This window comes from Campylobacter sp. BCW_4341 (assembly GCF_001764255.1).
Taxonomy (GTDB): domain Bacteria; phylum Campylobacterota; class Campylobacteria; order Campylobacterales; family Campylobacteraceae; genus Campylobacter_D; species Campylobacter_D jejuni.
The window spans coordinates 103,813-127,160 of record NZ_MKAH01000017.1; the positions used below are offsets into that span (position 1 = coordinate 103,813).

The 23,348-nt window shown below is 30.8% G+C and carries 22 protein-coding genes; 17 read left to right on the forward strand and 5 right to left on the reverse strand.

Annotation, left to right across the window (positions count from 1 at the left end; genetic code table 11):
- Position 1: 1 nt before the first annotated feature.
- Entirely contained in the window at positions 2-1,165 is a 1,164-nt protein-coding gene (locus tag AJN70_RS02280; RefSeq protein WP_070278092.1) for an MFS transporter, read from the forward strand.
- Here the strand turns inward: AJN70_RS02280 and murG are convergent.
- Entirely contained in the window at positions 1,136-2,164 is a 1,029-nt protein-coding gene (murG, locus tag AJN70_RS02285) for an undecaprenyldiphospho-muramoylpentapeptide beta-N-acetylglucosaminyltransferase (RefSeq protein WP_002870575.1), read from the reverse strand. The genes AJN70_RS02280 and murG overlap by 30 nt on opposite strands.
- Positions 2,161-3,324, reverse strand: coding sequence for a putative lipid II flippase FtsW (gene ftsW / locus AJN70_RS02290; RefSeq protein WP_002870576.1), 1,164 nt, complete (start codon positions 3,322-3,324; stop codon positions 2,161-2,163). The genes murG and ftsW overlap by 4 nt, the downstream gene beginning before the upstream one ends.
- Before the next feature lie 139 nt (positions 3,325-3,463).
- On the opposite strand from ftsW, the gene AJN70_RS02295 reads away from it, so the two are divergent.
- The 4 genes from AJN70_RS02295 to AJN70_RS02310 are packed head-to-tail and all read left to right on the forward strand — an operon-like array spanning position 3,464 to position 6,690.
- The gene (locus AJN70_RS02295) at positions 3,464-4,909 is read left to right on the forward strand and encodes an acetyl-CoA carboxylase subunit A (protein ID WP_002856595.1); all 1,446 of its coding nucleotides are present in this window, start codon (positions 3,464-3,466) and stop codon (positions 4,907-4,909) included.
- A 3-nt stretch (positions 4,910-4,912) separates the two neighbouring features.
- On the forward strand, positions 4,913-5,164 hold the full coding sequence (locus AJN70_RS02300) for a hypothetical protein (RefSeq protein WP_070247870.1): 252 nt from the start codon (positions 4,913-4,915) through the stop codon (positions 5,162-5,164).
- Entirely contained in the window at positions 5,164-5,883 is a 720-nt protein-coding gene (locus AJN70_RS02305; RefSeq protein ID WP_002870578.1) for an arginyltransferase, read from the forward strand. Before AJN70_RS02300 ends, AJN70_RS02305 begins: the two co-directional genes overlap by 1 nt.
- A complete protein-coding gene (locus AJN70_RS02310; RefSeq protein ID WP_002861764.1) occupies positions 5,884-6,690 on the forward strand; it encodes an adenylosuccinate lyase in 807 nt (268 codons plus the stop codon).
- 23 nt (positions 6,691-6,713) lie between these two features.
- Here the strand turns inward: AJN70_RS02310 and cmeF are convergent, their stop codons facing one another.
- The 3 genes from cmeF to cmeD are packed head-to-tail and all read right to left on the reverse strand — an operon-like array spanning position 6,714 to position 11,745.
- The gene (gene cmeF / locus AJN70_RS02315; RefSeq protein ID WP_070295454.1) at positions 6,714-9,731 is read right to left on the reverse strand and encodes a multidrug efflux RND transporter permease subunit CmeF; all 3,018 of its coding nucleotides are present in this window, start codon (positions 9,729-9,731) and stop codon (positions 6,714-6,716) included.
- A gap of 2 nt (positions 9,732-9,733) precedes the next feature.
- Positions 9,734-10,474: a multidrug efflux RND transporter periplasmic adaptor subunit CmeE gene (gene cmeE, locus AJN70_RS02320; RefSeq protein ID WP_002880742.1), complete on the reverse strand. Its 741-nt coding sequence runs from the start codon at positions 10,472-10,474 to the stop codon at positions 9,734-9,736.
- Positions 10,471-11,745 (reverse strand): multidrug efflux RND transporter outer membrane subunit CmeD, encoded by a 1,275-nt coding sequence (gene cmeD, locus AJN70_RS02325; RefSeq protein WP_070233088.1) that lies wholly within the window; start codon positions 11,743-11,745, stop codon positions 10,471-10,473. The genes cmeE and cmeD overlap by 4 nt, the downstream gene beginning before the upstream one ends.
- Before the next feature lie 125 nt (positions 11,746-11,870).
- Between cmeD and lepA the strand changes: the two genes are divergently transcribed.
- The 12 genes from lepA to AJN70_RS02385 all read left to right on the forward strand — a co-directional run bounded on the left by lepA (position 11,871) and on the right by AJN70_RS02385 (position 23,332).
- Positions 11,871-13,667 carry a translation elongation factor 4 gene (gene lepA, locus AJN70_RS02330; RefSeq protein ID WP_002880740.1) on the forward strand — a complete coding sequence of 599 codons (1,797 nt, stop codon included), beginning with the start codon at positions 11,871-11,873 and terminating at the stop codon, positions 13,665-13,667.
- Between the two features lie 76 nt (positions 13,668-13,743).
- Positions 13,744-14,388, forward strand: a complete 645-nt coding sequence (gene mapA, locus AJN70_RS02335; RefSeq protein WP_070295456.1) for an outer membrane lipoprotein MapA — start codon at positions 13,744-13,746, stop codon at positions 14,386-14,388.
- On the forward strand, positions 14,385-14,960 hold the full coding sequence (locus AJN70_RS02340; protein ID WP_002880738.1) for a ComF family protein: 576 nt from the start codon (positions 14,385-14,387) through the stop codon (positions 14,958-14,960). Before mapA ends, AJN70_RS02340 begins: the two co-directional genes overlap by 4 nt.
- A 40-nt stretch (positions 14,961-15,000) precedes the next feature.
- Entirely contained in the window at positions 15,001-17,589 is a 2,589-nt protein-coding gene (gene gyrA, locus AJN70_RS02345) for a DNA topoisomerase (ATP-hydrolyzing) subunit A (protein ID WP_002880737.1), read from the forward strand.
- Between the two features lie 66 nt (positions 17,590-17,655).
- On the forward strand, positions 17,656-18,171 hold the full coding sequence (gene flgP / locus AJN70_RS02350; protein ID WP_002852972.1) for a flagellar assembly lipoprotein FlgP: 516 nt from the start codon (positions 17,656-17,658) through the stop codon (positions 18,169-18,171).
- Positions 18,147-18,596, forward strand: coding sequence for a flagellar assembly protein FlgQ (gene flgQ, locus AJN70_RS02355; protein ID WP_002880735.1), 450 nt, complete (start codon positions 18,147-18,149; stop codon positions 18,594-18,596). The genes flgP and flgQ overlap by 25 nt, the downstream gene beginning before the upstream one ends.
- Positions 18,597-18,652: 56 nt before the next feature.
- Positions 18,653-19,954: a fla regulon two-component system response regulator gene (gene flgR, locus AJN70_RS02360; RefSeq protein ID WP_002880734.1), complete on the forward strand. Its 1,302-nt coding sequence runs from the start codon at positions 18,653-18,655 to the stop codon at positions 19,952-19,954.
- The gene (locus tag AJN70_RS02365; RefSeq protein WP_002880732.1) at positions 19,954-20,985 is read left to right on the forward strand and encodes an aspartate-semialdehyde dehydrogenase; all 1,032 of its coding nucleotides are present in this window, start codon (positions 19,954-19,956) and stop codon (positions 20,983-20,985) included. The genes flgR and AJN70_RS02365 overlap by 1 nt, the downstream gene beginning before the upstream one ends.
- Positions 20,986-20,993: 8 nt before the next feature.
- Positions 20,994-21,500 carry a YqhA family protein gene (locus AJN70_RS02370; RefSeq protein WP_002852919.1) on the forward strand — a complete coding sequence of 169 codons (507 nt, stop codon included), beginning with the start codon at positions 20,994-20,996 and terminating at the stop codon, positions 21,498-21,500.
- Between the two features lie 51 nt (positions 21,501-21,551).
- Positions 21,552-21,743, forward strand: coding sequence for a mini-MOMP protein (locus AJN70_RS02375; protein ID WP_002853004.1), 192 nt, complete (start codon positions 21,552-21,554; stop codon positions 21,741-21,743).
- Between the two features lie 8 nt (positions 21,744-21,751).
- Positions 21,752-22,186 carry a c-type cytochrome gene (locus tag AJN70_RS02380; protein ID WP_002853959.1) on the forward strand — a complete coding sequence of 145 codons (435 nt, stop codon included), beginning with the start codon at positions 21,752-21,754 and terminating at the stop codon, positions 22,184-22,186.
- A 30-nt stretch (positions 22,187-22,216) separates the two neighbouring features.
- Positions 22,217-23,332, forward strand: coding sequence for an ABC transporter substrate-binding protein (locus AJN70_RS02385; protein ID WP_070210232.1), 1,116 nt, complete (start codon positions 22,217-22,219; stop codon positions 23,330-23,332).
- Positions 23,333-23,348: the final 16 nt, after the last annotated feature.

Genomic DNA, 23,348 nt, shown 5'->3' on the forward strand with positions numbered 1-23,348 from the left:
TATGGCTTCTTTTAAAAAGATATTTTGGATTAATGTTATTATTGTTATTATTGTAGCTTTTAATCTTAGAGCCCCAATTACTGCAGTGGGGCCTATTATTGATATTATTAAAGATAAGTATTATTTAAACTCAACCGTAGCGGGCATACTTACAAGTCTTCCTTTGATAGCTTTTGGAAGTATTTCTTTTATTGTGGGGTATTTTTCTCCTATTCGTGCTATTGTTTTTGGAATTTTTTTAATTTTTTTAGGCGAAATTATTCGTTCTTATTTTGGTGTATATGGCTTATTTTTAGGAATGTTAGCAATGGGCTGTGGTATAGCAATTGCAAATGTTTTACTTCCTAGTTTTATTAAAGAAAAATTTCCAAAAAAAATGGCAAGTATAATGGGAATTTATAGTCTTGTTTTGAGTATTTCTTCGATTATGGGTATTGCTTTAGCTATACCTTTGCTTAGTGTATTTGATTTAGCTGGAGCTATGTTTTTCTGGGCTATTTTTTCTTTTGTAGCTTTAGTAGTTTACTATCCTCAAGCTAAAAATGGTAGATTTTTTCGCATTAAGAAAAAAGCTTATAAAAAAATCAATCTTTTTACAAATTTAACAACTTGGAAAATTACTCTTTTTATGGGATTTCAAAGTTTTTTAGCTTATTCTTTGTTTTTTTGGTATGTTCAAATTGTTGTAGAAAAAGGATTTGATAAAGAATTTTCTACAAATATGGTTCTTTTTGCTCAACTTGTTGCAGCTCCAGTGTCTCTTTTTGGCCCTTTACTTTTAGGAAAATTAAGGCAAAATTTACATACTTTTTACATAGCAAGTTTGTGTAGTATGTATGTGATCGCTTTTGCCATGCTTTTTGTTTTTGATAGCAAAATTTCTATTATCATCAGTGCTTTTATCATGGGCTTTCCATGGGGTGGGGTTTTTGGTATTGCATTGCTTTTTATCGCTCAAAAAAGTTCAAATACTCAAGTAGCAGCAAAGCTTTCTGCTTTAGCTCAAGGTTTTGGATATTTAATCGCAGCACAAGGGCAGTGGATTATAGGCTTTTTACATGATAAATTTGAGAATTTTTCACTTGCTATTTTGATGTTGATTTTTGTAGGGATTTTGGTAAATATCTTTGGATATTTATCGTATAAAAGCCAAGTTATCAGATAGTGCTTTTTCTAGTAAAATATCCCCACCATTTTTTTGTGCTATATTTTGCAATCTTGTGGAAATATCTTCTAAGTTAAGTTTTAACATTGCTTTGAAAAAATCATCAAGATTGATCGAATCTTGCGTGAAAATTTGACATAAAGCTTGATCTTGTAAAAATTTAGCATTAAAGTATTGATGATTTTTAGCTGCATGAGGATAAGGTATGAAAATAGCAGGCAAGGTGTTAGCACAAAGTTCAAAAAGGGTGCTTGCACCTGCTCTTGATATAGCTAGATCTGCATTTTTCATTTTTTCTTCCAAATTTGAACTAAAGTCAAAAACATCAGCTTGGATATTTAAGCTTTGGTAGTGTTTTTTGCATTTTTCAAAATCATTTTTTCCACATTGATGGATGATTTTGATATTTTGTTCTTGAAGCTTTGGGGCGAGATTTAAAGCTAGTTCGTTTATAAAACTAGCTCCTTGTGATCCTCCTAGGAAAATAATATTTTTTAATTCTGTGCGAGTCCTAGCATTATCAAAAAATTTATTTGCCACAGGATAAGGACTAAATTCTTTTTCAAAGGCGCTAAAAAATTTTGTAGCGAAAGGTTTTAAAAGCATGTTTAAAGAGCCACTTTTTGAATTTTGCTCGTGTATAAAAAGAGGCAAATGTGAGAATAAAGCCGCAAAAGATGCAGGAGCTGCACTATATCCACCTACACTAAAAACGGCTTGGATGTGGTATTTTTTAAAAATTTCTCTACAATCTTTGGAGAGTTTTAAGGTGTGGAGTAAAGAACTAATTTTGCCAAATTTGTTTTGATTAACCACTCCTTTAGAGCTTAAAAAAAATTTTTCCTTAAAACGTACTTCATTTTCAAACCAAGCTTTATCTTGACCATTTTGACTACCTATGTATACACATTCTATATTTTTTTTAATCGCACTTTCTAATAAGCAACGCACTATGGCCAAATGTCCTCCAGTTCCGCCACCTGTTAAAGCTATTGTCATAATTTAACCTTTTTTGAAATCATTAATACATATCCTATACCTATACAAATTGCCCACATTGAACTTCCTCCATAACTTAAAAGTGGAACAGCCACACCTTTTAGTGGAGTAAGAGAAATAATACCAAAAGCATTCATAAAAAAGGAAAAAAGTAAAAGTAAGGCTATGCCTGAACAGAAAATAAAATCTTGTTTAGCTTCGCATCTTCCTGCAATTCTAAAAATTCTTAAAATCATCCAAAGATAAATATAACAAATAACTCCAAGACCCAAAAGTCCTATTTCTTCAGTAATTCCTGAAAGAATAAAGTCAGTATGTACTTCACTTAAAAAGCCTAATTTAAAAGTTCCAAGTCCTAAGCCTTCGCCAAACATTCCTCCATGGGCTATAGCATTTAAAGAGTGCGAAATCTGATAAGGTTCGCTGTTGCTACTTACTCTTAAAGCATTTGCCAACCAATCAGGAAGCATAGGTAAAAAAGCATCTTGTATATTCCCCCACCAAGAAGCAATTCTTTGAATTCTTCTTTGATTACTAGAAATTACCATTATACCTATCATCATAATGATTAAAGTTCCAAAAGCAAAAAGTCTTTTACTAGCTCCTGCAAAAAAAGCTAAAGCTAGAATTAAAAAGAAAGAAATTATACTTTGTCCTAAATCGTTTTGAGTGATATAAATATATCCTATAACTATAGAAGCTAAGATACAATAAGGCAGAAGAATTAGAGCCTCGTGTCTGATAGCTTTTTTGCTATCATCAATACGCCTTGTATAGCTCCATGCTAAAAAATAAATCAATCCTATTTTAAAAAATTCCACAGGAGAGATAGAGAGTGGGCCTAAGCGTATCCAGCGTTTAGCTCCTCCGCTAGCTGTTGCTAGTGCAGAAGGTAAAAATGGTAAAATGATGATAAAGATAAAAGAAACAATCAAAATAGCTAAAATAATTTTTTTAGAAAGTGCTTTATCAGGATCCAAACGAGAAATAAAAAACATTATAAGTATGCCACTAATTCCAAAAAAAAGCTGACGAATAAAAAAATGAAACTCGCTATAGTCAAGAAAAAGAACAGTAAAAGCTGTAAGAGAGTATGAAAATACTATTCCTATGGTGATTAAAATACAACTTAAATAAAATAATCTTTTATCAGCAACCATTATAATTATAACTTTTCTTTATTGGAATTAAAATTTTAAAAAGTTTTATTATAACTAAAATAAATTAAATTTTTTGCTAAGTTTTTGTAAGGAAAATTTGCTAAAATTAACAATAAAAATATAACAAAAAAGGCAAATTATGAATCAAATCCATAAAATTCTCATAGCAAATAGAGCTGAAATAGCTGTTAGAGTAATCCGTGCTTGTAGAGATTTACATATTAAAAGTGTTGCAGTTTTTACAGAGCCTGATCGTGAATGTTTGCATGTAAAAATCGCAGATGAGGCATATCGCATAGGAACGGATGCTATAAGAGGATATTTAGATGTTGCTCGTATTGTCGAGATTGCTAAGGCTTGTGGTGCTGATGCGATCCATCCTGGTTATGGATTTTTAAGTGAGAATTACGAATTTGCTAAGGCTTGTGAAGATGCTGGAATTATTTTTATAGGTCCAAAATCTGAAGTAATTCATAAGATGGGAAATAAGAATATCGCTCGTAAGTTAATGGCTAAAAATGGTATACCTATTGTTCCAGGGACTGAAAAATTAAATTCCTATAGCATGGAAGAAATTAAAATTTTTGCTGAGAAGATTGGTTATCCTGTTATTTTAAAAGCTTCAGGTGGTGGAGGTGGACGCGGAATTCGCGTTGTTCATAAAGAACAAGATCTTGAAAATGCTTTTGAATCTTGCAAAAGAGAAGCTTTAACATACTTTAATAATGATGAAGTATTTATGGAAAAATATGTAGTTAATCCTAGGCATATAGAATTTCAAATTTTAGGAGATAACTACGGAAATATTATCCATCTTTGTGAAAGGGATTGCTCTATCCAAAGAAGACATCAAAAGGTAATTGAGATAGCACCTTGCCCTGGAATTTCAGATAATCTTAGAAAAACCATGGGTGTTACAGCTGTGGCAGCTGCTAAGGCTGTAGGTTATACAAATGCTGGAACTATAGAGTTTTTGCTTGATGATTATAATCGCTTTTATTTTATGGAAATGAATACAAGAATTCAAGTTGAACATCCAATTACTGAAGAAATTACAGGTATTGACCTTATTGTAAGACAAATTCGTATTGCAGCAGGAGAAATTTTGGACTTAGAACAAAGCGATATTAAACCTAGGGGTTTTGCTATTGAAGCTAGAATTACTGCTGAAAATGTATGGAAAAATTTTATTCCAAGTCCTGGAAAAATAGGAGAATACTACCCAGCTCTTGGACCATCTGTTAGGGTTGATAGTCATATTTATAAAGACTATACTGTGCCGCCTTATTATGATTCCATGCTTGCAAAGCTTATTATTAAAGCAACCAGTTATGATTTAGCGGTTAATAAACTTGAGCGTGCTTTGAAGGAATTTGTGATTGATGATATTAGAACAACGATACCATTTTTAATTGCCATTACAAAAACAAGAGAATTTAGAAGAGGGTATTTAGACACCTCTTTCATAGAAACACATATGCAAGAATTATTAGAAAAAACAGAAGATCGTCATCAAGAAAACAAAGAAGAAGTTATAGCTGCAATAGCTGCTACGCTTAAAAAAATACGAGAAAGTAGAGAATAATAGATGGATTTTTTAGACAGTCTTAAAAGTATTAAAAAAGAAATGCAAGCTAACGCCAATACTCCAAAATTAGCGAAGAAATCAAGCAAGAGTGGTGCAAGTGTAAAAAATTTAGAAAAACTAGCTAAAGATATTCGCGAAAAAAATCAAGAAGCAAACATAGATAAGGAAATGCAAGAAATTTTCTTAAAGCAAGAAAAACTACAGGATGAATTTTCCGGATTTATCAAAAATGCAGATATTAAGAAAATTTAATGCTTGAGATTGGTTTTTGTACTCTTGAAGATCAGTGTCCTTACTTAAAAGATAAACGCTCAAGAATAGAGTATAAATACATTGAAAATTGCCCTAAAGAAATCAATAATGGGCTAATAAAACGAGGTTGGCGTCGTTTTGGTAGGTATTTTTCACGCCCTATTTGTAAAGATTGTGATGAATGTTTAAGTCTTAGAATTTTAGTTAATGAATATAATTTTTCAAAAAGTGAAAGAAGGGTTATAAATAAAAATATTAACACCAAAGTTATGCTTAGAACACCCAATTTAAGCAATGAACATTTGTTTTTATATGATAAATACCATCGTTTTATGGAAGAAAAAAAGAACTGGAAGCGTTATGATTTAAGCTTTAAGCAGTATTATAATCTTTATGTCGATGGTTTTATGAATTTTGGATATGAGCTTGCATTTTATATAGAAGATAAGCTCGTTTGTGTTGATTTGATTGATATTTTAGAGGATGGAATTTCAAGCATTTATTGTTTTTATGATCCTGATTTTTCGTATTTTTCTTTGGGTAAATTTTCTTTGCTCAATGAAATACAAATAGCTAAAAAAATGAACTTAGATTATATTTATCTTGGGTATTTTGTAAAAAAGTGTCAATCTTTATCTTATAAAGCCGATTATACACCCAATGAAATTTTAAAAGGCACTAAAGAGCTTTTTGAAAATGAGGTTTTATGGGAGAAATAGATGCAAATCGTGCAAACTTTAGAAACTATCAATGTTAATACAGATGATATTAGCGTATTTCAGTATTTTAAAGACTTGATTACCAAAAATTTCACAAAGGTCATAGGACGAAAAAATAAAATTTTTTCTTTTTTTGAAGAAAATGAAATTCCACAGCGTCGTTATTTCTTAAAAGTTTTAGATCAAAAATATCGCAAAAGTACAAATGAAGGTATAGAGAATTTACAAGATGCTCATTTTAAAACTTTTAGATTAAATTTTGAGCAAAATAATATGCTTAAGCCTATGTTGTTTATCAAGATTGATTTTGCTGCGGGTAGAATTTTGATGAAGTTAAGCTCTAATGAAAAATTATTTGTTACCTATATAAGAAATTATTTTCAAGATCATAATATAGAATATAATGAAATGACAAATATTCTAATTTTAGAATATAAAAACGAGAATACTCTTGAACTTTTTGAAGCTTTTGCAGATGAGAGCGAGCATTTAAAATATTGCGTGAATTTTGAAGTTGACCGAGAAGAGTATAAAAAATTTCGCCAAAATATTCACAATAAAGAAAATATGAAATGGAAATTTAATGCTTTAGCTAAGCTTTTTAGTAATTATTTTAATACTTTAGAATGTACTCCGCAAAATGATCTTAGTGAAATCAGACAAAAATATTTGATTTTGGTAAAACTTTATCATCCTGATTTTCATCAAGGAAAAAGTGCAATAGAAAAAGCTTACGCAAGAGAACAGTTTGAAAAAATACAAATCGCCTATGATAACTTAAAAGCACTTTATAAGAATAATACTTAAAAAAATTAAATTAATCATTTTGGTTAATTTAATTTTTCTCTCTCATAAATTTTTCTTAATTTGTTATCTAGTTTAAAACAAAATTTAAAAAGTGCAGGTACTACGAGTAAGGTAAGCAAAGTCGAACTTATAAGCCCAAAGATAATGGCTATTGCCATAGGAGAATTAGTTTCATAGCCCGCACCCCTTGAAAGAGCGAGTGGGAGCATAGCAAAAATCATAGCAAAAGTTGTCATCAATATAGCCCTTAAGCGTGATTTTCCAGCGATTAAAAGAGCTTTATCGGGATCTAAACCTTCATGACATTTTTTATTAGCTACATCCACAAGCAAAATAGCATTTTTCCCCACCATACCAAAAAGTAAGATGATGGCAATAAGTACAAAAAGCGAAAAATTATGCCCCGTGATAAAAAGCCCTATAGAAGCTCCGCCAAAGGCTAAAGGCATGGTTATCATGATGATTAAAGGCAGAATAAAACTTTCATAAAGTGCGGCTAAAACAAGATAAATTAAAACAAAAGCAAGTACTACTGCCATAGCAAAACCTTGCACGGTTTCACCTAAAAGATTGATAAAGCCTGAAAAAGCATAGCTAAGACTTGCATTATTATTTAAAATTTTATCCATATTATCTAGTAAAAGTTTTTGCACCGCTCCTAAGGAAAGATCATTTACTCCAGCTGTGATTTTCACAGAGCGGTTTTTATTGTAACGATTGATAGTTTTTAAATCCTTACTGTATATAAAATCCACCACGCTTGAAAGTTCTAAATTTACACCTTGGTTGTTTTTAATACTAATGCGTTTTAAAGCTTCTATGTCTTTTTTAAATTCTGGAGCAAAACTTAGGATAATATCATCTTTTGAATTGCCTCTATCCATACTTCCTACGCTAAGTTGCGAAAAAGAATACCCTAAAACCCCAGCGATATATTCAGGATTGACATCTAAAAGTTTAGCTTTTTCTTTGTTGATGTGTAAGGCTACTTCATCTTTTGTAGCATTAGCATTGTCGCTTATATCTACAATGCGTGCATTAGTGCCTAAAATTTCTTTTGCTCGAGAAGCAGCTTCTTTTAGAGTGTTTAAATCATCTCCTAAGATTAAAAACTGCACGGGATCATCAATGCCTGCACCCTCTATCTTTGGAAGTTCTAAAATTTTGATTTTTAAACTTTCATCTTGAAATTTTTGACGATATAAACTTACTATAGCACTTTGTCTTAAATTTCTTTCGTCTAAATTTTTAAGTTTAACATAAATTTTAGCCTTTGTAGCATCTTTGGCATCATCATAGCCTACAAGTAAAAAAGCGTATTTGACATTGCTATCATTTTTGATTTTTTCAAGCAAATTTAAACTTTTTTCTTTCATGGCTTCTAAACTTAAATCCTTTTTGCTTTCAAGTAAAACTTGAATTTCGCTATCATCTTCCATAGGTAAAAAATCAAGTCCTATACGGGTAGCTAAAGCAAAAGAAAGCCCTACAAAAACAAGAGTGGCTAGGATAAATTTTGCTTTATTTTGTAAAATTTTATAGAGTAAATTTTCATACTTTTGCTCTATTTTTTCAAAAAAAACTTCTGTTTTTTCATAAAACTTACTTTCTTTTGGATTTAAAAATCTTGCTCCAATACTAGGTATTAAAAATACAGAAACCAAAAAGCTTATCACTATCCCACTTGCAACGCTTATGCCTAAGGCATTGAAAAAAAGCCCTGGTATAGAGTTCATATAAGAAATAGGGATAAAAACACAAAGTAAAACTATACTGATGCTTAAAACGCTAAAACCTATTTCGTTGATACCTAAAAAAGCAGCTTGTAAAGGCGGATAAGTTTTTAGTTTTTTAGCAATATTTTCAATCACTACTATAGCATCATCGATAAAAATTCCTATGCTTAAGGTTAAAGCTATGAAAGTTAAGCGGTTTAAATCATAGCCTAAAAGATCGATAATAAAAAAAGTTGAAATGATAGAAGTAGGTATAGCTATGCAAGCAATGAGAGTTGCACTTAAATTTCTTAAAAATAAAAATACAATTACAAGGGTTAGAAAAATCCCCAAAACCATATCAAAAATCACTTGAGAAAGATGCTTGTGGATATTTAAGCTTTTATCGTAAAGCACATTAATGCTTATATCTTTTGGAATTTGTTTTTCTAAAATAGGCAAGGCATTTTTGACATTTTTAATCATTTCAAGGGTGTTATAATTTGTGATTTTTCCGAGTTCTAAAAGCACCCCTTCTTTACCTTCGTATAAAGCACTTTGTTTTTCATCTTCATAAAGGCTTGAAATATTAGCAATATCGCTTAAAAATACTCCTGTTTTTATGCGAAGATTGCTAAGTTCTTCTAAATTTGTGGCTTCAAAATAGCCTTTGATGATATAGTTATCTCGATTGTTATTAAGTTCGCCTAGGGCTTGTTTAAAATTTTGACTTTTGATGATATTTGCTACATCAAGGGCGTTAAGATTGTATTTTCTAAGTTCATTTGGTTTTAATTCTATGCGAATTTGGGGTTCTAAAAAACCCTTAGCTTCGATTTTACCTACTCCTTTAACTCTTTGCAAAAAAGGTTTTATTTTATCATTGATTTCGCGCATGAGTTGTAATTTATCTTTAGAATATAAAAAAAGCGAAATAGCAGAACCAGAATCTGAGCTGATTTTTTCAATTTCAGGCTTAGAAGGTAGGCTTAAAGTTCCTATTTTATCACGCACATCATTAGCAGCTACTTCAAGATTTTTACCTAGTTTAAACTCGACTACACTCACACTAAAATTATCATACGCAGCTGAGGTTATGGTCTTTACTCCATCAATCTCACTTAGAGCATTTTCTATTTCTTTAGTGATTTTTGATTCTACGAAATTTAAATCCCCATTTACCTTGCTTGTAATCTTTATAAGAGGTATGGAAACATTAGGAAATAAATTTACACTCATGCTAAAAGCAGAGATTAGCCCAAAAATCATAAGAGCTAAGAAAAACATTAGCACAGTAATTGGTCGGTTTATAGCTAGTTTAAACATTTTTAATCTTTAGTGATGATTCTACCTTCGCCAAAAAGCCCTGGTGTTAAATTTGTAGTTTGCACTTCAGCATAAATTTTTCTTGTTTTTACTTCTATACTTGGATAGATAAGGCTGATTTTTCCTTTCAATTCTGCACCATTTTGATCGATTTTGTAAAAGAAATCATCGCCTAATTTAACTTTATCTTTGTATTTTTCATCAAAACTTAAAATCAGTTTGCTTTGTGGATAGGAAAAAATTTCTATTAAAGGTTGAGCTACTCCTCCTACTCCTTCACCCACTTGTATAAATTTATTTGCGATAATAGCATCATAAGGTGCGCGCAATTCTTTTTTTGTCATGATATTTTTATAATAAGCTATATTGATTTTTGCTTTGTTTAAATTTAAATTAGCTGCATCAAACTTAGCTTTCATATCTTCATAGCTTTGTTTGTCTATAACATTTTCTACAGCTTTGATTTTTTGCATTTTGCTTTTGGTATTTTCGTATTCTACAAGAGCAAGTTGATAAGAATTTTGGGCATTTTGAAGAGCTATTTTTTCACTTTCTTGATCAAGAGCAAGTAAAAGTTCTCCTTTGCTGACTTTTTGTCCAATTTCTACAGGAATTTTTTGAACTAAACCTATGCTTTCAAGGGCAAGTTTACTTTGTTTTGATGCTTCTACATTGAAACTTGCATAAATTTCTTCGCCAAAGGCGCAATTAAAAGCAAGAAGTAAAAATAGAATTTTTTTCATTCTTTAACCTTTGAATTAAGATCTATACCTGCATTAAAATAATAATTTGCTTTAGTAATTTCAAATTCATTTTTAGCAAGCTCTAAATCGCTTTGTGCTTTAAATTTAGCCTCTAAAGCTTGAAGATATTCCACATAAGAAACAAGTCCTGCTTGGTATTTTTTATCTACACTTTCAAAAGCTAAATTTGCAGCATTTAAGCTAAGATTAAGAGCTAAAATTTGTTCTTGTAAAACTTTTAAACTTTTGTCTAAATAATTTAATTCTTCTTTATTTTTTCTCTCACTAAACCTTGCGTTTGCATTGGCTATTTGAACGTTTAAACGCTCTTTTTCAACTTCTTTAGCCCTTGCATTGAAATCAAAAATTTTCCATTCCATACCTAAAATAAACTGATTACCTTGAGAATATTTTTCTAAGAATTGATCCGCTAAATTTGCAAAAGGAGCCGGAACTTTTGGATTATAATTGTTTTTATAAAAGTTAAAATTATCTTGAATATAAAATTTTGGAAAATATTCAGCTTTTGCTAAATTTACACTTTCTTTAGCAAGATTGATTTGTTCTTTAGCTATCATTACTTCATAGTTTTGACTTTTTTCTTGTTGCGGATTTTCTAAAAAAGCATTCCCTTGCACTTTAAAATCTGTATCGCTTAAAATTTTAATCTCTTTTTGTATATTGGCAAGTTTTAATTCATTTTGACTGAGCTCTAATAAGCTTAAATGATATTTGGCTTTAATGCTTTCAAGTTCATGTTTAGGGCTAAGTCCTGCATCGTAAAATTTTTGCAATCTTTCAAAAGTTGATTTTAAAAAAGCTACTTTTTGTTGATTGGCTAGTAAAATTTTTTCAAGACTTAGGGTGTTAAAATAAAGTGTGATTGCATTTAAGGCAAGGTAATTTTTGCTTTGTTCTTTGTCTAAAAGGCTTAATTTTTCTTTGCTTTCTAAAGCCCTTAAATTGGCCTCTCTAGAACCCCCATCAAAAAGCAAAAAATTAAGAGAAACTTTAGCAAATAAACTTTCTTGTGGATCGATAATGAAGCGATCTTTATTGTTGGCTACATAAGCTGAGTTTAGACCAAGAGAGGGTAGGTAATTTCTAAAAGCTTGTTCTTTGTCCAAATTTGCTTGTTCGCTTTGCATTTGTTTAATGAGATAGGATTCGTTATTTTGACTTAGTGCTATAAATTCGTGCAAATTAGAAGCTAACATTGCTAAGGGATAAAGAGCTAAAAACATAGCTGATTTTAAATATTTTTCAAACATTTGATATTTTAGTATGCTTTATATAAATTTCAATTGAAGTTTTTTATATAAAATAAAATTTATTTGTTTTAAACATAAATTTTGTTAAAATCCTAGCTTTAAAATTTTATATTTAGGATGAAATTTTGTCGGTAAAAAATATTAGAAATTTTTCTATTATAGCTCATATAGATCATGGAAAATCTACTCTTGCAGATAGGATTATTAGCGAGTGTGGTGCTATTAGTGATAGGCAGATGAGTTCACAAGTTATGGATACTATGGATATAGAAAAAGAGCGTGGTATCACTATAAAAGCACAATCGGTGCGTTTAAATTATAAATTTAATAACGAAAATTTTGTTTTAAATCTTATTGATACTCCTGGCCATGTGGATTTTTCTTATGAAGTGAGTCGTTCTTTGGCAAGTTGTGAAGGGGCTTTACTTGTAGTAGATGCTTCTCAAGGTGTTGAAGCACAGACTATAGCTAATGTTTATATAGCGCTTGAAAATAATCTTGAAATCATTCCTGTGATTAATAAAATCGATTTGCCTAATGCTGATATTGAAAAAGTCAAGCATGAAATCGAGCATATTATAGGTATAGATTGTAAAGACGCCATTTGCGTGAGTGCAAAAACAGGAGTGGGTATAAAAGAGCTTATAGAAACAATTATTACTAAAATCCCTGCACCAAAAACAGATGATGAAGCTCCTACTAAGGCTTTAATTTATGATTCTTGGTTTGATAATTATTTGGGTGCTTTGGCTTTAGTTAGGATTTATGAAGGAAGTATTGCTAAAAATGATGAAGTTTTAGTCATGAGTACGGATAAAAAACATATAGTTCAAGATCTTTTTTATCCTCATCCTTTAAGCCCAATTAAAACTCAATCTTTACAATCAGGTGAAGTAGGCGTGGTGGTTTTAGGGCTTAAAACTGTAGGTGATGTACAAGTAGGCGATACTATTACTTTAGTAAAAAACAAGGCTAAAGAAGCCATAGGCGGTTTTGAAAAGGCTAAAGCTTTTGTCTTTGCAGGACTTTATCCTATAGAAACGGATAAATTTGAAGATTTAAGAGATGCTTTAGATAAGCTAAAACTTAACGATAGTTCTATTACCTATGAGCCTGAAACTTCTTTGGCTTTAGGCTTTGGTTTTAGGGTAGGGTTTTTAGGACTTTTACACATGGAAGTGATCAAAGAAAGACTTGAAAGAGAATTTAATCTTGATTTAATTGCTACAGCTCCAACTGTGACTTATGAAATTTATCAAACCGATGGAGAACTTGTTAAAATTCAAAATCCTAGCGAGCTTCCTCCTGTTAATAAAATCGATCATATAAAAGAGCCTTATGTTAAAGCCACTATCATTACTCCAAGTGAATTTTTAGGGAATTTAATCACTCTTTTAAATCGCAAAAGAGGAGTGCAGGTTAAAATGGACTATATCACACCTGAGCGTGTTTTGCTAGAATATGATGTACCTTTAAATGAGATTGTGATGGATTTTTATGATAAATTAAAGTCCTTAACAAAAGGCTATGCGAGTTTTGATTATGAACCTATAGAATTTAGAGTAGGGGATTTGGTAAAACTTGATATTAAAGTGGCGGGTGAAAATGTTGATGCGCTAAGCATTATCGTGCCTAATGAGAAAGCACAAGGTAAAGGAAGAGAGCTTGTTAGCGCTATGAAAGAAATAGTTCCTAGACAGCTTTTTGAAGTGGCCATTCAAGCAAGTATTGGAAATAAAATCATCGCAAGGGAGACTGTTAAATCCATGGGTAAAAATGTGACAGCAAAATGCTATGGTGGGGATATTACTAGAAAAAGAAAGCTTTTAGAAAAGCAAAAAGAAGGTAAAAAAAGAATGAAAGCTATAGGTAAGGTAAATTTACCTCAAGAAGCTTTTTTGAGTGTTTTAAAGATAGATTGATGATAAATTTAAAACTTGGCTTGAAATTTGCTTGTATTTTTAATACAATTTTAAAATAATTTTCTAAGGAGAAAAAATGTTTAAAAAATTTTTGATTTTTATAGCGCCTATTTTATTTTTGAGTGCTTGTGCAACTAAACAAGATACTTTTGCTCAAGTTAATCAAATTTCTAGAAATTCTCAATGCAGTTCTTGCGAAAGTCCTGATGGCTTTGAAGCAAAGATTAAAGGACTTTTATACATTAGCGATGTTGGAATTCAATGTTGTGCCAATAAACGCACTTTAGACACTGGTATTGCTTTAAAAAAGGTTTATTTGCATAGATTTTATGATTTAAAAGAAGGACAAAAAGTTTTAAATGCTAAAGGGAAAAAGTTATTTGTTGATGTGAATTTTAATGCGGTATTTTATACTTATTTAAAACAAGAACTTGAAGCTAGAGGAATAGTTGTGCTTGACAATAACGATCAAAATTCACCTTATGTGAGTAAGATTGATTTAGAATTTATATCTTATGGAGCAACTCAAGATGCTACAGGATTACATTCAAAACTAGTAGGAGTTTTACAAGTTAGCGATATAAACAAAAATAAGAAATTTACAATCCGCACCAAGCAAGATGTACAAGGTTTCGATGATCTAAAAGAAACAACTTTTTATACTCATTTGTTAATAAAACAAATGGCAAATAAAGCAGCTAGTTTAATCTCTGAACTTTGAGGTGTATAAATTGCGGAGCTTTTGCTCTGCTTTGCTTTTGTGATTTATGTGAGCTAGAGCTTTCTGAATTTTCCTTAAATGTAAGAAAGCTTGATAATAATTTCAAAGTCTATTCTTTTTATAAATACCATGAGATACAACACTTGCTTCACTCTAAACATTATTTTTATGGTTATTTCGTTTATAAAATGCTTGCTAAATTAAGTTTTGCAAAATTTAAAGATTTTTTTGATCCTAGAATGACAATTAATGTTATAGCTTTAGATGATAAGGTTGAAGATATGCTTTATTCACATTCTGCTATTTTAGCTAGATATCTTAAAACAAAATTTGTAAAACCTGTTTTTAATATTTTAAAAGCACAAAATCATATTAAATATTCTGGAAAAAGTTTAGAATTTCGTCAAAAACATAAAAGAAATTACAAACTCTTAAAAACCATTCACGAACCTGTAATTTTAGTAGATGATATTGTAACGACTGGTTCTAGCCTTTTGGAAGCTAAAAAAGTTTTAGAAGAAAATAAAATTTCTGTACTTTTTGCTCTTGTTTTAGCTGATGCAAAAGTTTAATATGCTATAATCAAAACTTTGAACTAATAGAAGGATTTTTATGGAGAATATTTTTAGCAAAGATTCTGATATTGAACTTGTAGATATAGAAAATTCTATAAAAAGTAGTTATTTAGACTATTCTATGAGTGTTATTATAGGTCGTGCTTTGCCTGACGCAAGAGATGGTTTAAAGCCTGTTCATAGAAGAATTTTATATGCTATGCAAAATGACGAGGCAAAAAGTAGGACAGATTTTGTCAAATCAGCCCGTATAGTGGGTGCTGTTATAGGTCGTTATCACCCACATGGAGATACAGCAGTTTATGATGCTTTGGTTAGAATGGCTCAAGATTTTTCTATGAGATATCCAAGTATTACAGGACAAGGCAACTTTGGATCTATAGATGGCGATAGCGCTGCTGCGATGCGTTATACTGAAGCAAAAATGAGCAAACTTTCTCATGAACTTTTAAAAGATATAGATAAAGATACGGTCGATTTTGTTCCAAATTATGATGGTTCAGAAAGTGAACCTGATGTTTTACCTTCTAGGGTTCCAAATTTATTACTAAATGGTTCAAGTGGTATAGCTGTAGGTATGGCGACAAACATCCCACCTCATAGTTTAAATGAGTTGATAGATGGAATTTTATATTTGCTTGATAATAAAGATGCAAGCTTAGAAGAGATTATGCAGTTTATCAAAGGTCCAGATTTTCCAACAGGTGGAATAATTTATGGTAAAAAAGGTATTATAGAAGCTTATCGCACAGGGCGTGGTCGCGTGAAAGTGCGCGCTAAAACTCATATTGAAAAAAAGACAAATAAAGATGTTATTGTTATAGATGAGCTTCCTTATCAAACCAATAAAGCTAGACTTATAGAGCAGATTGCAGAGCTTGTTAAAGAAAAGCAAATTGAAGGAATATCTGAAGTAAGAGATGAGAGTAATAAAGAAGGAATCCGCGTTGTTATAGAGCTTAAACGTGAGGCTATGAGTGAAATTGTTTTAAATAATCTATTTAAATCTACCACTATGGAAAGTACTTTTGGTGTGATTATGTTGGCAATTCACAATAAAGAACCTAAAATTTTCTCTTTGTTAGAACTTTTAAATCTTTTCTTAACCCATAGAAAAACAGTTATTATTAGAAGAACGATTTTTGAACTTCAAAAGGCAAGAGCAAGAGCTCATATTTTAGAAGGTCTTAAAATTGCACTTGATAATATAGATGAAGTGATTGCTTTAATTAAAAACAGTTCTGATAATAATACCGCAAGAGATTCTTTGGTAGCTAAATTTGGTCTTAGTGAGCTTCAAGCCAATGCTATTTTAGATATGAAACTGGGTCGTTTAACAGGACTTGAAAGAGAAAAAATCGAAAATGAACTTGCAGAATTAATGAAAGAAATTGCAAGACTTGAAGAAATTTTAAAAAGTGAAACCTTGCTTGAAAATTTAATTCGCGATGAATTAAAAGAAATTAGAAGTAAATTTGATGTGCCACGTATTACTCAAATTGAAGATGATTATGATGATATTGATATTGAAGATTTGATTCCTAATGAAAATATGGTTGTAACTATTACGCATCGCGGTTATATTAAGCGTGTGCCTAGTAAACAATATGAAAAGCAAAAACGAGGCGGAAAAGGAAAATTAGCAGTTACGACTTATGATGATGATTTTATAGAAAGTTTCTTTACGGCAAATACACATGATACGCTTATGTTTGTAACAGATCGTGGACAGCTTTATTGGCTTAAAGTTTATAAAATTCCTGAAGGCTCAAGAACGGCTAAAGGAAAAGCAGTGGTAAATCTTATCAATTTACAAGCTGAAGAAAAAATCATGGCTATTATTCCAACCACGGATTTTGATGAGAGTAAATCTTTATGTTTCTTTACTAAAAATGGTATTGTAAAGCGTACAAATTTGAGTGAATATCAAAATATCAGAAGTGTAGGAGTTAGAGCGATCAACTTGGATGAAAATGATGAGTTGGTAACTGCTATTATTGTTCAAAGAGATGAAAATGAAATTTTTACCAGTGGTGGTGAAGAAAATTTAGAAAATCAAGAAATTGAAAATTTAGATGATGAAAATTTTGAAAATGAAGAAAGTATAAACACACAAGGTAAAATGCTCTTTGCAGTAACCAAAAAAGGTATGTGTATCAAATTCCCACTTGCCAAAGTGCGTGAAATCGGCCGTGTAAGTCGTGGGGTGACGGCTATTAAGTTTAAAGAGAAAAATGACGAATTAGTAGGTGCAGTTGTTGTAGAAAATGATGAGCAAGAAATTTTAAGCATAAGCGCAAAAGGTATAGGAAAACGCACCAATGCTGGAGAATATAGATTACAAAGCAGAGGTGGTAAGGGTGTAATTTGCATGAAACTTACAGAAAAAACTAAAGATCTTATTAGCGTAGTTATAGTAGATGAAACTATGGATTTGATGGCTCTTACAAGTTCAGGCAAGATGATACGTGTTGATATGCAAAGTATTAGAAAAGCAGGGCGTAACACAAGTGGCGTCATCGTTGTTAACGTGGAAAATGACGAGGTGGTTAGCATCGCTAAGTGTCCTAAAGAGGAAAATGATGAGGATGAGTTAAGCGATGAAAACTTTGGTTTAGATTTGTAATAAGTTTAAAGTTGGAACGCTTATTGCTTTTTATTTTACTAATTACAATATTTTGAAGGTGTAAAAATGAAAAAAATTTATTTTATGCTAGCAATAGCAGGAATTTTCGCTGGTTGTGTACCAAGTGCAAACAGTGCAACTAAAAATTCAAGTGCAAATAGCACTGCTCCATCTCAAGATGTTATCGTGCAAAAAGTCGATAAAGATGATGTGCGTGATATTATCAGAGAAGAAAAAATGTTGGCTCCAGATGCTAGCGAAACGGAACTTAGTTTTACAGCAGTTGGTGAAGGGATTGCTCCGATGAATACAGTTTCTACTGCTCAAGCCCTAGCTTTAGCAAAAAGAGCAGCGATTACAGATGCTTACAGACAGCTTGCAAGTAAGCTTTATGGTGTGAAAGTGAATGGTAAGGATACTGTAAAAGATGCAATGCTTAGAAGTTCAACTATTACTGCGCAAGTAAATGGTTTGATTAAAAATGCAAGTATTATTGATGAGAATTTTAATCAAGGGCTTTATAGAGTAAACTTAGAACTTAAAATCGATGCAGACAAGTGGAAAGAATTGTTTGCTTATTAATCTTTCTTAGCTTTAAGCTTTTTGCCCAAGATGAATTTATTTTTTGGGCAGAGCTTTCTAGTAAAAATTTCATTCTCTTTCATCAAAATCGAAATTTATCCTTAGCAATGACGCAAAGTGAAAATGTTGAAGAACAATGGGTATGTGAAATTTCTTATAGTGATCAAGATTTAAAAGTTTTACCTCGAACTTCTTTAGGATTGATTGATGATAATATGCCAAAAACAATTAAATTTAATTTTTTAAATTCTCATAAAGATGAGTTAAGTGATTGCTTTATAGGAGCTAAAATCAGTGTTAAGGATATTGTTAATACTGACTTATTACGTGCTCAAAGTGAAACCTATGTTAAAATTTTACCCTTGCGTTTTACCGTGGAATTTGGCGAACAAAATGCGATAATTTATTATCTTAAAAAAAAGTAAATTCAAAATTAAGCGCAAATTGGATACTATAGCAGAAATTTTTTAAAAGGTTTAGGATGAATTTAGTCATAGTAGAAGATGATATTAATATGCGTAAATCCTTAGAAATTGCATTAGCAGAGTATGAAGAATTTAATATTAAATCTTATAAATCTGCCACTGAGGCTTTAAAAAAAATAGATGAGAATACAGATTTGATTATTACAGATATTAATATGCCAGGAATTGATGGCATAGAATTTGTTAAAGCCTGTGAAAATAAATATGATTTTATTATTATGACAGGAAATGCTACTTTAAACCGTGCTATAGAAGCGGTTCGTTTGGGAGTAAAAGATTTTCTAACCAAGCCTTTTGATGTTGATACTTTAGTCGAGGCTATTAAGCGTGCTAAAATCATAAGAGAAAAAACAGCCGATAAAAAAAGCAAAAAAAATGAAAAAAAAGAAGAAAATAAAGATTTTTTTTCAACTTCTCCTAATTTAGAAAAAACATTAAATTTAAGTCAAAAAGCGGCTAAAACTGATGCCTCTGTAATGTTTTTTGGAGAGAGTGGAGTAGGAAAAGAGGTATTTTCTCGTTATATTCACACTCATTCTAAACGCTCTAATAAGCCTTTTGTTGCTATTAATATGGCAGCCATTCCTGCAAATTTGATTGAAAGTGAGCTTTTTGGTTTTGAAAAAGGTGCTTTTACTGATGCCAATGCAACTAAAATAGGGCTTTTTGAAATGGCTAATGAGGGTACTTTGTTTTTAGATGAAATTGGCGAAATGCCTTATGAAATTCAAGCCAAACTTTTAAGAGCTTTGCAAGAAAAAGAAATCACACGACTTGGAAGTACGAAAAACATCAAAATAGATGTAAGAATTATCAGTGCAACTAATGCAAATTTAGATGAAAAAATAAAAAATGGCGAATTTCGTTCAGATTTATATTATCGTTTAAACACTGTTCCTATTAATATTCCGCCTTTAAGAGAGCGTAAAGAAGAAGTTTTGGGTATAGCTCAAAAGGTTTTAGAAGATACTTGTAAAGAATATGATTTTAAGGAAAAACAGCTCAGCCAAGAAGCTAAAAATGCTTTACTTGAATATGATTTTCCTGGTAATATTAGAGAATTAATATCTGTTGTACAAAGAGCTTGTATTTTAAGTGAAAATGATGAAATTTCAAGTGAAGATTTGTTCTTAGAAGCTAGAAGTATAAAAAAAGATGTAAAGAATTTAGAAAAAGAATTGATTTGTGAAGTTCTTTTAAGTGTAGATTATGACAAGGATCAAGCTTCTCAAATTTTAGGTATGGATATAAAAATTTTAAATGAAAAAATTAAAAAATATCAAATAAAGGATAAGTAATGTCAAAAAAACAAAAAATAGCCATTGTGGGTGCTACTGGTGCGGTTGGGGAAGAGCTTTTAAATGTTTTAGATGAACTTGATTTCCCAGTGGAAAGTATTTTACCTTTAGCAAGTGCAAAAAGTGTAGGTAGTGAAGTAGAATTTAAAGGCAAAGCTTATAAAGTCAAAGAACTTACTGAAAATGTATTTAAAGAAAATCCTATTGATATTGCTTTTTTTAGCGCAGGTGGAAGTGTGAGTGAAAAATATGCTAAATTTGCAGCAGAATCTGGTGCTGTTGTTATTGATAATACAAGTCATTTTAGAATGGAAAAAGATGTTCCTTTGGTGGTTCCTGAATGCAATCCTGAGGATATTAAAGATTGGAAAAAAACAGGGATTATTGCTAATCCAAATTGTTCTACCATACAAATGGTGCAAGTTTTAAAACCTTTAAATGATGCATTTAATTTAAAGCGTGTTGATGTAAGTACCTATCAGGCTGCAAGTGGAGCAGGAAAAGAAGGAATGCAAGAATTGGTCGAAGCCATGCAAAGTTTTTTTGCTTTTAAACTTGATGAGTTTAAATCTCAAACTTTTCCTTATACTTTAGCACTTAATCTTATTCCACAAATTGATGTTTTTATGGATAATGATTACACCAAAGAAGAACTTAAAATGGTCAATGAAACTCAAAAAATTTTACATAAAAATTTAGAAGTTTCAGCAACTTGTGTAAGAGTACCTGTTTTAAGAAGTCATAGCGAAGCCATTACTATGCATTTTGAAAAAGAAATAGATGTAAAAAAAGCTAAAGAAATTTTAGAAAAAGCACCAAGTGTTGTTGTCATAGATGATCCTAAAAATAAAAAATACCCTATGCCTTTAATGACAAGTGATACTAATGAAACTTATGTAGGAAGAATTCGCGCTGATGTGTATGATAAAAAAATACTCCATCTTTGGTGTGTGGCAGATCAAATTCGTGTAGGTGCTGCAACAAATGCTGTGCGTATTGCGCAAAAATGGTTAGAATTAAAAAATAAATAAGGAAAAAAATGTTAGAGAAAATATTTGAATCTTTACTTGTTAGAAGTCGTATTGTTACAATTTTACCCGTAATTTTTGGTTTAATTGGAGCTTTTGTATTGTTTTTTATTGCAAGTTATGATGTTTTAAAAGTTATATTTTATACTTATAATTATTTTTTTGATGCAGGTTCTAATGTGGATTTGCATGAGGATGTGGTGGCTTTAATTATAGGAGCTGTTGATCTTTATCTTATGGCTTTAGTTTTGTTTATTTTTTCTTTTGGAGTTTATGAGCTTTTTATCAGCGAAATAGAAGAATTTAAACAAACAAAACAAAGCAAGGTTTTAGAGGTGCATAGCTTAGATCAATTAAAAGACAAGCTTGCAAAAGTTATCATTATGGTCTTAGTGGTAAATTTCTTTCAAAGGGTTTTGCAGATGAAATTTGCTACTCCTGTGGATATGGCTTTTCTTGCTGGATCGATTTTAGCTCTTTGTGTAGGACTTTATTTTTTACATAAAGGTGGTCATTAACAAGGATTATCTTTTTTTGATATAATCGTTTTTTGTGTTTAAAGAATAAAAATGAAAAAAATATTTTTAATTGGTATGATTTTAAATCATTTTGTTTTTGCAGCTCCGTTAGATGAAGTCTTTAAAGATATAGAAGTTTCAGGGACTGTTCGTTATCGCTATGATATTAAAAAAGAAAAAAAATACAATAAAAAAACACATAGATATCAAAATAAAACACAAACGGAAATTACAATAAAATAAGGAAAATCATGATTATACGATGGTTGTTTATTAGTTCAATATTTGTTGTTGCGCTTTTTGGTATTAACTTGAAATCATTTTTTACTTATACCTTTGATGCAAATAAGCAATATGATATGGAAAAAGCGAAGGCTTTGTATTTTCAAAATAAATGCAATACTTGCCATGGAGATAATGCTGAAAAGAGTGTTATAGGATCTAGAATTTTAAAAGATATGTCTCCTGAGGATATTAAAGGAGCTTTGATAGGTTATACTCTTGATAGTAGTAGCTCTACAACAGCTTCTCAAATGGCTTTTTATGCTAGAAATTTAAGCCACGAGGATATAGATAATATTATTGCTTATATTAAAGGTGGAAATTTTGCGCTTGATTTGCAAGTAAAAGACCTTCTTGAAGAAGAACCTGCGCAAAAAACAAAACATAATATATTTCTAAAATAAAATGTAAAAACTATAATTAAAAGGAATGCTATGAAAAAACTAATTTTAACTTTAAGTGTTTTAACTATGGTAAATTGCTTATATGCTAAGGATATTAATATAGGAGTAGTTTTACCTTTAACTGGAACTGTGGCAGCTTATGGGCAAGATGTTTTTAACGGAATTGAACTGGCTAATAAGCTACAACCAAAACTTTCAAATGGAGATGTTATTAAACTTATCACAATAGATACAAAAGGAGATAAACTTGAAACTTCAAACGGAGTTAATCGTTTAATAGCAACAGATAAAGTCCTTGGGATTATTGGTGAAGCTACAACTCCAAATACCATTCAAGCTATTTCTATAGCAGAAGAGAAAAAAATTCCTCTAATAGCTCCAGTGGCATCTGGAGATAAATTGCTAGATAAAAAGAAATATGCAAGTAGAGTTTGTTTTAAAGACAGTTTTCAAGGAGATAAATTTGCTACTTATGTATCTAAGGATTTAGGGCTTAAAAATGCTGTTATCATCATAGATCAAAGCAATGTTTATTCTTTAGGTTTGGCAAGAGCTTTTGAAAATTCTTTTAAGAATAATGGTGGGAAAATTATAAAAAAACTTGTTATTAATTCAGGAGATAAAGATTTTAGAGCTGTGGTTTCGCAACTTAAGAGTTTAAATCCTGATTTTGTTTATATGCCTATTTATCATCCTGAAGCTGCTTTAATTGCGAGACAAGCAAGACAAATTGGTTTTGATAAACTTTTAGCAGCAGGAGATGGTGTTAATAATCAAACTTTTATAGATCTTGGCGGAAGTGCTGTTAATGGAGTAATTTTCACTGATAGTTTTGATTATAACAATCCATCTACACAATTAGGAAAAGATTTTGTTGCAGCTTATGAGAAAGTTAAAGGAACAAAAGAACTTCCAGCATTTTCGGCTATGGGTGCTGATGCGTATTTTGTAATGTTGAATGCTATGAATGCTTGCGTTGATAATCTTAGCAGTGAATGTATTAATAGCAAAATTCATCAAACTAAAGATTTTCAAGCTGTTGGTGGTGTGATTAGCATAGATGAAAGCGGTAATGCTATTCGTTCTGTTGTGATTAAAGAAATTCAAAATCAAAAACAAAATTATAAAACAATTATAAATCCATAATTATTAAAATAAAGGT

What these genes read in the sequence shown, in the direction of transcription:
- cmeE (WP_002880742.1), bottom strand. Translation starts at nt 10,474, where the DNA reads ATGAAAAAAATTCTATTTTTACTTCTTGCTTTTAATTGCGCCTTTGGC.
- flgR (WP_002880734.1), top strand. Translation starts at nt 18,653, where the DNA reads ATGAATTTAGTCATAGTAGAAGATGATATTAATATGCGTAAATCCTTA.
- AJN70_RS02375 (WP_002853004.1), top strand. Translation starts at nt 21,552, where the DNA reads ATGAAAAAAATATTTTTAATTGGTATGATTTTAAATCATTTTGTTTTT.
- murG (WP_002870575.1), bottom strand. Translation starts at nt 2,164, where the DNA reads ATGACAATAGCTTTAACAGGTGGCGGAACTGGAGGACATTTGGCCATA.
- gyrA (WP_002880737.1), top strand. Translation starts at nt 15,001, where the DNA reads ATGGAGAATATTTTTAGCAAAGATTCTGATATTGAACTTGTAGATATA.
- AJN70_RS02300 (WP_070247870.1), top strand. Translation starts at nt 4,913, where the DNA reads ATGGATTTTTTAGACAGTCTTAAAAGTATTAAAAAAGAAATGCAAGCT.
- AJN70_RS02280 (WP_070278092.1), top strand. Translation starts at nt 2, where the DNA reads ATGGCTTCTTTTAAAAAGATATTTTGGATTAATGTTATTATTGTTATT.
- ftsW (WP_002870576.1), bottom strand. Translation starts at nt 3,324, where the DNA reads ATGGTTGCTGATAAAAGATTATTTTATTTAAGTTGTATTTTAATCACC.
- AJN70_RS02370 (WP_002852919.1), top strand. Translation starts at nt 20,994, where the DNA reads ATGTTAGAGAAAATATTTGAATCTTTACTTGTTAGAAGTCGTATTGTT.
- AJN70_RS02365 (WP_002880732.1), top strand. Translation starts at nt 19,954, where the DNA reads ATGTCAAAAAAACAAAAAATAGCCATTGTGGGTGCTACTGGTGCGGTT.
- AJN70_RS02385 (WP_070210232.1), top strand. Translation starts at nt 22,217, where the DNA reads ATGAAAAAACTAATTTTAACTTTAAGTGTTTTAACTATGGTAAATTGC.
- AJN70_RS02380 (WP_002853959.1), top strand. Translation starts at nt 21,752, where the DNA reads ATGATTATACGATGGTTGTTTATTAGTTCAATATTTGTTGTTGCGCTT.
- AJN70_RS02295 (WP_002856595.1), top strand. Translation starts at nt 3,464, where the DNA reads ATGAATCAAATCCATAAAATTCTCATAGCAAATAGAGCTGAAATAGCT.
- cmeF (WP_070295454.1), bottom strand. Translation starts at nt 9,731, where the DNA reads ATGTTTAAACTAGCTATAAACCGACCAATTACTGTGCTAATGTTTTTC.
- AJN70_RS02305 (WP_002870578.1), top strand. Translation starts at nt 5,164, where the DNA reads ATGCTTGAGATTGGTTTTTGTACTCTTGAAGATCAGTGTCCTTACTTA.
- mapA (WP_070295456.1), top strand. Translation starts at nt 13,744, where the DNA reads ATGTTTAAAAAATTTTTGATTTTTATAGCGCCTATTTTATTTTTGAGT.
- flgP (WP_002852972.1), top strand. Translation starts at nt 17,656, where the DNA reads ATGAAAAAAATTTATTTTATGCTAGCAATAGCAGGAATTTTCGCTGGT.
- cmeD (WP_070233088.1), bottom strand. Translation starts at nt 11,745, where the DNA reads ATGTTTGAAAAATATTTAAAATCAGCTATGTTTTTAGCTCTTTATCCC.
- AJN70_RS02310 (WP_002861764.1), top strand. Translation starts at nt 5,884, where the DNA reads ATGCAAATCGTGCAAACTTTAGAAACTATCAATGTTAATACAGATGAT.